General features: G+C 59.2%; 10 protein-coding genes. 9 read left to right on the top strand and 1 reads right to left on the bottom strand.

The window, feature by feature from the left end; genetic code table 11:
- Positions 1 to 32 precede the first annotated feature (32 nt).
- From E4631_RS05030 to E4631_RS05040, 3 genes are all read left to right on the top strand, one after another.
- Complete coding sequence (locus E4631_RS05030; RefSeq protein WP_133658584.1) at positions 33 to 1,166, top strand: acyltransferase family protein; 1,134 nt, start codon at positions 33 to 35, stop codon at positions 1,164 to 1,166.
- A gap of 206 nt (positions 1,167 to 1,372) precedes the next feature.
- Complete coding sequence (gene proC, locus E4631_RS05035) at positions 1,373 to 2,176, top strand: pyrroline-5-carboxylate reductase (RefSeq protein ID WP_133658583.1); 804 nt, start codon at positions 1,373 to 1,375, stop codon at positions 2,174 to 2,176.
- A gap of 124 nt (positions 2,177 to 2,300) precedes the next feature.
- Positions 2,301 to 2,945 (top strand): NAD(P)H-binding protein, encoded by a 645-nt coding sequence (locus E4631_RS05040; protein ID WP_133658582.1) that lies wholly within the window; start codon positions 2,301 to 2,303, stop codon positions 2,943 to 2,945.
- Positions 2,946 to 3,401: 456 nt separating this feature from the next.
- Here E4631_RS05040 and E4631_RS25795 read toward each other — a convergent pair whose 3' ends face one another.
- A complete protein-coding gene (locus E4631_RS25795) occupies positions 3,402 to 3,620 on the bottom strand; it encodes a hypothetical protein (protein WP_205704202.1) in 219 nt (72 codons plus the stop codon).
- 403 nt (positions 3,621 to 4,023) lie between these two features.
- Between E4631_RS25795 and E4631_RS05055 the strand changes: the two genes are divergently transcribed.
- From E4631_RS05055 to E4631_RS05080, 6 genes are all read left to right on the top strand, one after another.
- A complete protein-coding gene (locus E4631_RS05055; protein WP_133658580.1) occupies positions 4,024 to 4,287 on the top strand; it encodes a hypothetical protein in 264 nt (87 codons plus the stop codon).
- 155 nt (positions 4,288 to 4,442) lie between these two features.
- Positions 4,443 to 5,147 (top strand): tRNA (adenosine(37)-N6)-threonylcarbamoyltransferase complex dimerization subunit type 1 TsaB, encoded by a 705-nt coding sequence (gene tsaB, locus E4631_RS05060; RefSeq protein WP_133658579.1) that lies wholly within the window; start codon positions 4,443 to 4,445, stop codon positions 5,145 to 5,147.
- A gap of 76 nt (positions 5,148 to 5,223) precedes the next feature.
- Entirely contained in the window at positions 5,224 to 5,757 is a 534-nt protein-coding gene (locus E4631_RS05065; protein ID WP_133658578.1) for a DUF2480 family protein, read from the top strand.
- 47 nt (positions 5,758 to 5,804) lie between these two features.
- Positions 5,805 to 7,157: an APC family permease gene (locus E4631_RS05070; RefSeq protein ID WP_133658577.1), complete on the top strand. Its 1,353-nt coding sequence runs from the start codon at positions 5,805 to 5,807 to the stop codon at positions 7,155 to 7,157.
- Between the two features lie 71 nt (positions 7,158 to 7,228).
- Positions 7,229 to 8,485 (top strand): hypothetical protein, encoded by a 1,257-nt coding sequence (locus E4631_RS05075; RefSeq protein ID WP_133658576.1) that lies wholly within the window; start codon positions 7,229 to 7,231, stop codon positions 8,483 to 8,485.
- A 139-nt stretch (positions 8,486 to 8,624) separates the two neighbouring features.
- The gene (locus E4631_RS05080; protein WP_166648158.1) at positions 8,625 to 9,881 is read left to right on the top strand and encodes a serine hydrolase; all 1,257 of its coding nucleotides are present in this window, start codon (positions 8,625 to 8,627) and stop codon (positions 9,879 to 9,881) included.
- The last annotated feature ends 894 nt before the right edge of the window (positions 9,882 to 10,775 follow it).

A 10,775-nucleotide genomic window follows, 5' to 3' on the forward strand; every position in this document is an offset into this window, starting at 1 on the left:
CGGCAAGCTCAGCATGACGTTCTTTAGGGTCTATGCCAAACTCCTCCTCACTCCCTACCCGCCTGGTTTCGCTCGATGTGTTCCGGGGCCTCACCGTGATGCTGATGACGGTGGTGAACAACCCCGGCGACTGGGGCCATATCTACCCGCCCCTGGAGCACGCCGAATGGAACGGCTGCACGCCCACCGACCTCGTGTTTCCGTTCTTTCTGTTCATTGTGGGCGTGAGCCTGGCCTATGCCCTGGCTAGCGCCAAGCGCGACGGACTGCCGATGGGGCCGGTGTTGGCGCGGGTGGCGCGGCGGGCGGCCGTGCTGTTTGGGCTGGGGGTGCTCACATCGCTCTACCCGCACTTCGACTTTGCCACGGTGCGCATCATGGGCGTGCTGCAACGCATTGCGTTGGTGTACTTTGGGTGCAGCCTTATCTACCTCACTACCAGCTGGCGCACGCAGCTGATTCTGCTGGTCGTGTTCCTGAGTAGCTACGCCATGCTGATGCAACTGGTGCCGGTGCCCGGCTTCGGCCCCGCCAACCTGGAGCCCACCACCAACCTTGGCGCCTGGCTCGACCGCACGCTGCTCACCGAGCCCCACCTCTGGAAAACCTCCCGCACCTGGGACCCCGAAGGCCTGCTCGGCACGCTACCCGCGCTAGGCACCGGGCTACTGGGCCTGCTGGCGGGCACGTGGCTGCGTCGGCCCTCCACGCGGCTCAGCAAGCCGGTGGGCCTGGCGGCGGCGGGCGCGCTGGCTGTCATTGTTGGCCTGTTTTGGAATGCGTGGTTTCCCATCAATAAAGCGCTGTGGACCAGCTCGTACGTGCTGTTTGCGGGTGGGCTGGCGCTGTGGTTGCTGGCGTTGCTCTATTGGCTATGCGACGAGCGGGGTTACCGAGGGGGGGTAGGGCCGGCGCTGGCTTTCGGGGTCAATGCCATCGCGGTCTTTTTCTTCTCGGCTATTCTCTCGCGCACTTTCGGGCTGCTGCACTTGCCGGGGCCCGCGGGCACGCCGGTCGGGCTCAAGGAATGGCTCTACGAATGGGGCATCGCGCCGTTTTTTAGCGACCCGCGCAATGCGTCGCTGGCCGGCGCAGTGGTATGTTTGCTCATCTGGTGGGGCGTGCTCAGCTTCCTGCGGCGGCAACACTGGGTCTGGAAGGTCTGAGTTTTATATCTAGCAACAATGTTGCATCTGCGTTTAGCTAAAAAATGCAACTATGTTTCATATTTTGTAATGCGTTGAATGTTAGAGCTTAGATTTTCTGGTTTCAAGTGCTTGTTCTCCTATTTGGCTACGGCTTGGTTACTCGAAGTGCTTACATGCTTGGCCAGCCAAGCGCTAATGCGCCGAGTCGCTGACCCTTCTACTGTATGAAAATCCTTATTATTGGCGGCGGCAACATGGGCCTGACCTACGCCCGCAGCTTTGTGCGCGCCCACATTACCTCGCGCCTCGACTTGCGCCTGCTGGCCCGCTCGCCCGAGCGCGTGCCCGCCCTGGCCGCCCACGAAATAGGCACCGTGTGGGGCCAGCCCGAAGACTGCGTACCGGGCGCCGACATCCTCATCCTGGCCGTGAAACCCCAGGACTCGCCAGCGCTCTTCGACCGCCTGCGCGGGCTGGTGCAGCCGCAGCAAGTGGTGCTCAGCATCATGGCCGGCGTGCGCATCGACACGCTGCGTGAGGCGCTGGGCACGCCCAAAATCATTCGGGCCATGCCCAACCTGCCCGCCCAGATTGGCATGGGCATGACCGCCTTCACCAGCACCGACGAGGTGAGCCGCGCCGAGCTGGTACAGGTGCAAAACCTGCTCTCCACCACCGGCAAAACCGTGTATGTGGAGCAGGAAAGTGCCATCGACGCCAGCACGGCCATCTCGGGCAGCGGCCCGGCGTACGTGTACTACTGCATGGAAGCCCTGATGGCCGCCGCCGCCCAAATGGGCTTTGCCCCCGCCGAGGCCGAGCTGCTGGTGAGCCAGACCTTCCGCGGCGCCGTGGAGCTTTACAGCCAGGCCGGCCTCAGCTGCCAGGACTGGATTGCCCGCGTCGCCTCAAAAGGCGGCACCACCGAAGCCGCCCTGGGCGCTTTCGGCCAAGGCGCCGTGCGCGAGGGCCTCATGGCCGGGGCCGAGGCCGCCCGCGCCCGCGCCGAAGAGCTCGGCAAAAAATAGGGGGTAGGGCCGCAACCCAGCCAAGCGCAGTAGCTTCTTTTGCGTAAGCGGCACTGCTACGTGCTTTGATGCCGCCCAACGTTGTGTACACACTTCCTTATTGCCCACTTCTACCTTGCTGGCTATGAAAAAAACTGCGCTTCTGGCTGGTGCTACCGGCCTCATCGGTAGCGCATTGCTGCCCCTGCTGCTAGCTTCAGACCGCTACGCCAAAGTCATCGTGGTGGGCCGCCGCCCGGTAAGCCTTAGCCATCCCAAGCTCACGCAGGTAGTCACCGACTTAGGCGACCTCGAAGCCGAGCGTCTGCGTCTCATCGCCGACGACGTGTACTGCTGCCTGGGCACGACTATTCAGCAGGCTGGCTCGCGCGAGGCGTTTTACCGCGTCGATTTTTTGTACGTAGTGCAGCTGGCGGCCCTCACGGCGGCCAATTTTGCGGCGCAGTTTTTAGTAGTGTCCTCCCTGGGCGCCGATACTAATTCGCGCTTCTACTACAGCCGGGTAAAGGGCGAAATGGAAGAAGCGGTGCGCCAAACGCCCTTTCGGGCCGTTCACATTTTTCGGCCCTCGCTGCTGCTCGGCGACCGCCCTACCCCCCGCCTGGGCGAGCGGCTGGGTGCGGCCGTGCTGGCGCTGGCCCGCCCGCTGCTGCGCGGCGGCTGGGCCAAATACCGCCCCGTAGCCGCCACCACCGTAGCCCAGGCCATGCTGCGCGCCGCCGCAGACGATGGCGGCGGCATTCGCATACACAGCTCCGAAACGCTTTAACCGAATACGTTTCTGGATTAACAGCAAAAAAACACCCTACTGATAGCTACCAGTAGGGTGTTTTTTAACAGAGACAAGTAGCTAGTAACGGCGGCCATAGCCCCGGCCGTAGCCTCGCCCATAGCCACCGCGGCCGTAATAAACCGGCGGGGCATAGTAGCGCGGCCGTGGCGCATAGTAAATAGGTGCTGGCGCGTAATACGCGGGCGGTGCAATCACTACCGGCGCTGCCACAGGGGGGTAGTAACCGTAAGGGCGCGGTGCATAATAGGGCCGGCCATAATACGGCGAACCAATTCGGGCACTAATAACAACCTGGGCCGAAGCCGTACCCGCGCTAAGCAAACCGAGCAGCAGGGCAAGAAACAAGGGACGTAAACGCATGGTAGGTTCGTGCCGAAACACGCAGGTTAAAGTGAAAAAGTGTGGGCTAGTGCCCAAAAATTGGAAAAGGTATTACTGCTTGAAAACTAGTGCGGTACTATCGTCCGCGCCGGCCACCGCCGCCGTGGCCGCCATAGCCACCGCCATGTCCGCCACCGCCACGTACGCCGTAGCCACCACGCCCACCGCCGCCGTGCCAGCCGCCCCGGTAGGCAGGAGCCACAATAATTGGGCGCGGGGCGTAGTAGCGCGGGCCATAGTAACCACCGCCATATGGATTGCCGTAGCCATAGCCCGGCCCACCAACGCTGGCGCCGGCATATATGCCCGGCGTGCAGCTACTAAGCCCCAAGCCGAGGCTCAAAATCAAAAACAAGGAAAAAAACAGATTACGACGCATAATAGAGCGGGGCCGAAGCTCCCGGATTAAGTTGTTAAAAAACAACGCTTGGTTAGATAGCAAACCCAGCGGCTGGTTTAATCAAAGTATCACCTCTTATAGTACGCAACCAGCTAAAGTACCGTTCTACATTGGTAATAATACCAAAACCTTGCCAAAAATACCTGGCTAGGAATGAAGCAAAAAATTATTGATAAAGTATTGACTATCAGTATGGTAAAAACATGCGAAGGGGAATTTAACGCGGGCTCATCCTGTTTATTAACTACCTAACCACCTGCTTTATTCTACCCCATGAAAAACCCCGCTGATTACCTGAGTGGCCACGTTTTCGAAGCTCGCCGGCCCCGCCGCGAGTTGCAGCCCGTGGTGGCTTACGCCGATGCTGAGCAGGCCATTACGCAAGCTCTGGCCGATGCCGAAAAGTATAAATACCTACTCATGCGCGCCCTGCGCCGCCACGCCGATGAAGTGGCTCTGCCCGCCGCAAGCGTGCCGCAGTCCGAGCAAGGCCGGGTACTGCCCCTCTACCCCGAAGGCCTGCCGCTGGCCGCCTAAAAAAACGAGTTAACTAGACCTGAAAACGCCGCGCCAGAACAACCGGCGCGGCGTTTTTGCTGGGTGGCCTTTAAGCTCTGGAAGGGGGGTAGGGCTGCCCCACATTGGTTTCGCTTGGGAATAACCCAAATTAAGCCGGAACTTGCCGATTACTTATGCCTACCCTCCTGCTTTCGCTCGAAACCTCGTCGCCCATTTGCGCCGTGGCCCTGCACCACCTCACCGACGGCCGCCTGCTGGGCCAGGCCGAGCTGCGCCTCGAAAAGTCGCACTCCACCCACCTCACTGTGCTCATCGAGCAGTTGGTGACCGACACCGGCCACGCGCTGGCCGACCTCGGCGCCGTGGCGCTCAGCGATGGCCCCGGCTCCTACACTGGCCTGCGCATTGGGGCCGCCGCCGCCAAGGGCCTGTGCTTTGCCCTCGATGTGCCGCTGCTGGCCGTGGGCACGCTACCCGCGCTGGCCCACCAGGTGGCCGTTCAGGTGCCGCGCCCCGACTCCTATTTATACTGCCCCATGCTCGACGCCCGGCGGCAGGAGGTGTACACCGCGCTCTACCAGGCCAGTGGCCAGGCACTGCTACCCCCCACCAACCTCGTGCTCGACGAAACCAGCCTGGCCGAACATTTGGCCCACCACTCGGTGTTATTCTTTGGTTCGGGAGCGGTTAAGTTTCAGCCGTTAGTGGCAGCCAACCCGAACGCCGTTTTTCTGACCGGCGTGCAGCCCTCAGCCGTAAGCATCGGTGAGCTGGCCTACGCCGCGTATCAGCGTCAAGAGTTTCAGGATGTGGCTTATTATGAGCCATTTTACCTAAAAGAAGTATACACCACTACCCCAAAATCAATTATCAATTAACAATCATTAGTTACCAGATTTTTACAAGTCTGGGGGTTGATTGATACTTGATGATTGTTAACTGATACTTGAAATTATGGAGCCACTTTTCGTCAACCGCGTTGCTGCCTCGGGCCTCGTCACCCTCAATCTGGAAGAGTACATTCACCCCGGCGACCGGGTGGTGTACGACATCAAAGACAATCTTTTTCACGGGCTGATGCTGCGCGAGAAGGACTTCCGCGAGTTTGTGAAGACCCACGACTGGGCGCAGTACGACGGCCAGAACGTGGCTATTATCTGCTCGGCCGATGCCATTGTGCCCACCTGGGCCTACATGCTGCTGGCCAGCAAGTTGCAAAGCCACGCCCACCGCTACGTATTTGGCGACCTCGAAGCGCTGGAGCAGTCGCTGTTTGAAGAAGCTATTGCCGGCATTAATCCTGCTGATTATCAAGATGCTAAATTGGTGATAAAAGGCTGCGGCGACAAGCCGGTACCCACGTTTGCCTACGTCGCCATCATGCAGCGGCTGCTGCCAGTAGCCGCCAGCATGATGTATGGCGAGCCATGCAGCACCGTGCCGCTCTACAAAAAGCCCAAAGCCGTAGCCGCCGTAGCCGAGGGGTAGGGGAATGGCCGGGCTGGCCGCATCTTTGCGGGCGCAAGTTTCCGCTCATGCCCGACCCGTCCAGCTCTTACAAAATTAATTTTCGCACCGGAGCCGCCATTGTCATCGCCAATATGGTGGGCACGGGGGTTTTTACCAGCCTCGGTTTCCAGGTGCTGGGCATCCAGAGCGGCTTCGCGCTGCTGATGCTGTGGGGGGTAGGCGGCCTCATTGCGCTGTGCGGCGCCGTGAGCTACGGCGAGCTGGCCGCCGCCATGCCCCGCTCGGGCGGCGAATACCACTACCTGAGCCAGATATATCACCCGGCGCTGGGGTTTTTATCGGGCTGGGTGTCAGCCACTGTGGGTTTTGCCGCGCCTACCGCGCTGGCCGCGCTGGCCCTGGCCCGCTATGCCCAAAGCGTGTGGCCGGCCCTGGCCGTGCCCCTGGCCACCGGCAGCGCATACACCTGGGGCACCGTGCTGGCCGTGGCCGTAGTGCTGAGTTTGGCATTGGTGCACGGCCGCAGCACCCGCGCCGGCAGCCGCTTGCAGGTAGTCATCACGGCCTTCAAAGTACTGGTATTAATTGGGTTTATCGGGGTAGGGATGGTACTTGGTCAGCCCCAGCCCATCTCCTTCGCCCCCGATGCGGCGAGTTGGCGCACGCTGCTCAGCCCAACTTTTGCAGTGTCGCTGGTCTACGTCAGCTACGCCTACTCGGGCTGGAACGCCGCCGTGTACCTCACCGGCGAAATCGAGCGCCCGCAGCGCAACCTCTCGCGCATTTTGCTCACCGGCACGGCCGTCGTACTCCTATTATATGTAGGGCTGAATTACGTGTTCCTGCGCGCTACTCCCTTGGGCGTGCTCAAAGGCCAGCTCGAAGTGGGCTACCTGGCGGCCAGCTGGCTATTCGGCCCCGCGCTGGGCCGCCTCATGGGCGCCGTCATTGCGGCCCTCCTGGTATCCACCATCAGCGCCATGATTTTTGCTGGCCCGCGCATCGTGCAAACGATGGGCGAGGACCTGCCCGCCTTGCGCTGGCTGGCCGGCCGCAGCCCGGCCGGTATTCCGGTGCGCGCGCTGCTGCTGCAAGTAGCTATTACGCTGGTGTTTATATTGAAACCCGATTTCAACGCGGTGCTCGTCTACGCGGGCTTCGTGCTGAATCTGTTTACGTTTCTCACGGTGCTGGGCGTGTTTGTGCTGCGCTGGCGCCAGCCCGAGCTGCTGCGGCCCTACCGCGCCTGGGGCTACCCCTTCACGCCGCTGCTATTCCTGGCCCTCAGCGCCTGGACGCTGGTCTTTATCATTCGCGACAAGCCCACTGAGTCGACCTACGGCCTGGCTACGGTAGTCAGTGGCCTGCTAGTCTACTTTATAGCTCAAAAAATCGGGGCCAAATCTCAGGTAGCCTAATTAACTAGTTGCCTGCCTCTTCTATTCCTAATCGGCGCTCGCCCCGCCGTGCCTACCCCCGTTAATCTGCTATGCGTCTTTCGCTGCTATCCTTGCTCCCGGCTTTCACCTTGCTGGCCGCCTGCTCCAATTCCTCCACCGAGCAGCAAACTGCGGCTACCACCGAAACGATGGCCGACACAGCCGATAAGGTAGCTGGTACCACGCGCCCAGTTGCCCGCCCAGATACAGCGCTTCCCAAAGTAGCGCCCAAGGCTCCGGCCACGGCCCTTGCCCCAGACACGGCCAACGTACAGAATGTGGCCGCCTACCTCGCCGGCCTACCCCCCCAGGCCGGCACGCCGCTAGCCGAAATGGCTGCTCAGCCCGCCTGGCAGGCCTTCGCCACGGACCAGGATAAAAGCTGGGCTAAATACCGTACCACCCACACCGACCGCATGAACCACTGGGCTGCGACCGAACTGGATTCGGTGCGCCAAAATAGCTCCACGCTGTTCTACCCCTTCAGCGGCCCCGATTTCCTGAATGCCTTTACGCTTTTCCCCGACAGCCGCACCTACGTCATGTTTGGCCTGGAGCCCGTGGGCAGCGTGCCCAGCCAGGCCACGCTCGAAAACCCTACCCTCTTCCCAGCGGTCAAAGCCTCGTTGTGGTCGGTGTTGAATTTCAGCTTCTTCCGCACCAATGACATGGCCGTGGACCTCAAATCGGTAAACCTCGATGGGGCGGTGCCGCTCATTATGCTGTTTGCAGCTCGCACCGGCAACCACCTTCAGTCCGTGCGCCCGGTGCAGCTCGATGCCCAGGGCCAGCTGCAAGTAGTAACCGATACTACCCGCGCCCCCGGCTCCAAGGTCATCCCGGGCGCCGAGCTGAAGCTGCAAGCCGCCGACGGCTCCGCAAAAACCGTCTACTACTTCTCCGCCGACCTCAGCGACTGGAAGCTGGGTACCAAAGATGCGCCCCTGCGCTACGTGCGCAGCCTGGGGCCGCTCACCACCTATGTAAAATCGGCTACCTACCTCATGCACAAGTCGTATTTCTCCAAAATCCGCAACCTCATTCTCGCCCAAAGCCAGTATGTGTTGCAGGACGATTCGGGTATTGCCATGAAATACTTCCCCAAAAGCGCCTGGCAGTTCACCTACTACGGCACCTACAAGCGCCCTATCAACCTGTTTGCTAAGCAGTACCAGCCCGAGCTCACGCTGGCCTACCACGACAGCCTGCGCCGTGCCCGCCCGCTGCCCTTCGGCACCGGCTACAACTGGCGCCAGACCGACAGCAACCTGCTCCTCGCCCGCCGCCGCGTCCCACTCGCCCAGTAAAGAGGGGGTAGGGGAGGGCCGTCTACCCATTACGTTGCCGCGCAGCGCTGGCAAGCTGGCCGCCCAACGCACGTCAGTAAGGCCGTGGTGTCCGCATCACGGCTTTTCCTATTATATACTGTATAAGAAAATGCCCGGTATGAAATTCCTACACCTGCTATGTGCCCTGTTGCTGGCTGCTGCAACTGCCCACGGCCAAAGCCCGGCGCCCGATTCGCCGCTCCTCGATAGTTTGCTCCATACCAACCCGGCCCTGGCCCGCGTCCTAGCTCACCCCGCCACCTATCAGCTGCAGATTATCTACACCCAAATAAACCGCGACGCCCGCAACGTGCCGCACTTTATCCAACATACTTACCACCTCAATCCCCGCCAGTATTTCAACCCCGCTAGCTTGGTCAAATTGCCCGTAGCGCTGCTGGCCCTCGAAAAGCTGCATACCCTACCCCCCTCCGTAAGCCGCAGCACCCTTATGTCGACCAGCGCCGCCGGGCGCTGCCAAACGCCGGTGCCCTTCGCCGCCCCCGTCGATTCCGACCGTCAGGCTACCATCGGCAACTACATCAAGCGCATGCTCTTGGTCAGCGATAACCTCGCCTACAATCGCCTCTACGAGTTTTTGGGTCAGAAAACGATTAACGACCGCCTCCAGCAGCTCGGCTACTCCGGCAGCCGCATTGTGCGCCGCTTCGCACCCTGCGACACCGCTGCCAACCGCTCTACCAATCCCGTCGCTTTCCATATGGCTACCGGCGACACCTTATATAAGCAGCCCGCCCAAACTAACCCCCGCACGCCTACCCCCCCGCTAGGCCCCGTTTACGCCGGCCGCGCCTACAAATCCGGCGACCGCATCATTCACCGCCCCTACGACTTCACCACCGCCAATAACCTGCCCCTGCCCGATATCACCACCCTGCTACAAACTGCCCTCTTCCCCGAGGCAATGCCCGCCGCCCAGCGCCCCCAGCTCACCCCCGCCGACCAAGCCTTCCTGCTCCAGTACCTCCACCTCACGCCCCACGCCAGCCACTTCACCCTTTACACCCCTTCTAAGTTCTTCGACGCCTACAAAAAGTACCTCTATTACGGCCGCCGTCCGGAAGCTAAGCCCCAGTCTGGCCTGCGCATTTTCAATATTGTGGGTATGTCGCACGGTTACCTAGCCGATGTGGCTTACTTCGCCGACTCCCTCCACCAGTCAGAATTCCTACTCAGTGCCGTCCTCTACGTCAACCAGAATGGTGTTATCAACGACGCTACCTACGAGTACGACACCGTCGGCCTGCCCTTTCTGGCCCAGCTAGGCCAGCTTTTCTACCAATACGAAGCCCGTCGCCCCCGCCCATTCGCCCCCAACCTGGCCCTTTTCTTCCAGCCCGACCCAAAACCCTAAAATATCTTCCCCCGCATAGGGTCGGCTAACTACCTGAGCCGCACCATCCGTCCGTCCCTGCTTACCCCCCGTGCCCCCGCCCAGCTCAGAAAATCTAGCAACACCCGCTTAAAATCACTGTTTCTCAGCGTACTTTTGCACTCCCAAATTGAACGGACGAGGGCAACGACCAAAAGAGCCTGAAAATAAATTCTCAAACTCTTTTGCCAATTCAAGAATCCTGGTTGTATCTTTGCACCCCGTTTAAACAAGGGCTCATCGGATACGCCGAGAGAGAAGCTAAAAAGTTAAATTTTTTTCGCTTCAAATTTGGAAAGTCAGAAAAAACCGCTACCTTTGCACTCCCAAACAGAATAAAGGATAACGAAACACCAAAAGTAGCTGACTAACCCTTAGTTATTTACAAACAAAAAGCTTACTCAATTGGAGTAAGCAAGAATCGAAAAACCCACTGAAAATCCTCCAGAATTTTCACTTTAGGTTTTGAAAATCTAAAAATTCTTCTTACCTTTGCAGCACGCTTCAACCGGAAGCAAAAGCTAAAAGTTGGAAACGAAAAAATAAAAATTCTCGCTTTTAAACTTGAAAAGAAAGAAAAGCTTCTTACCTTTGCACTCCTAATTAAAACAGGGTGTTGTAATAGACAAAAAAACGAGCCGCTAAACAAGCTCACTAAGTTGCTTCAATTGGAAGCGGCAAACGTTCTTTGAATGATTGGAAAAGACAAATGGTAAGTATGCTTACGTAAGTAAGTAGAAACGTAACATTTAAATTGAACTCGTTAATACGAGTCGGATTAGCATCTCGACATCAGCCATAGTTCGCTATGGTGCAGGAATTTTTACAATGGAGAGTTTGATCCTGGCTCAGGATGAACGCTAGCGGCAGGCCTAA

The sequence above is a fragment of the Hymenobacter sp. UV11 genome, from assembly GCF_004684095.1.
Lineage (GTDB): Bacteria > Bacteroidota > Bacteroidia > Cytophagales > Hymenobacteraceae > Hymenobacter.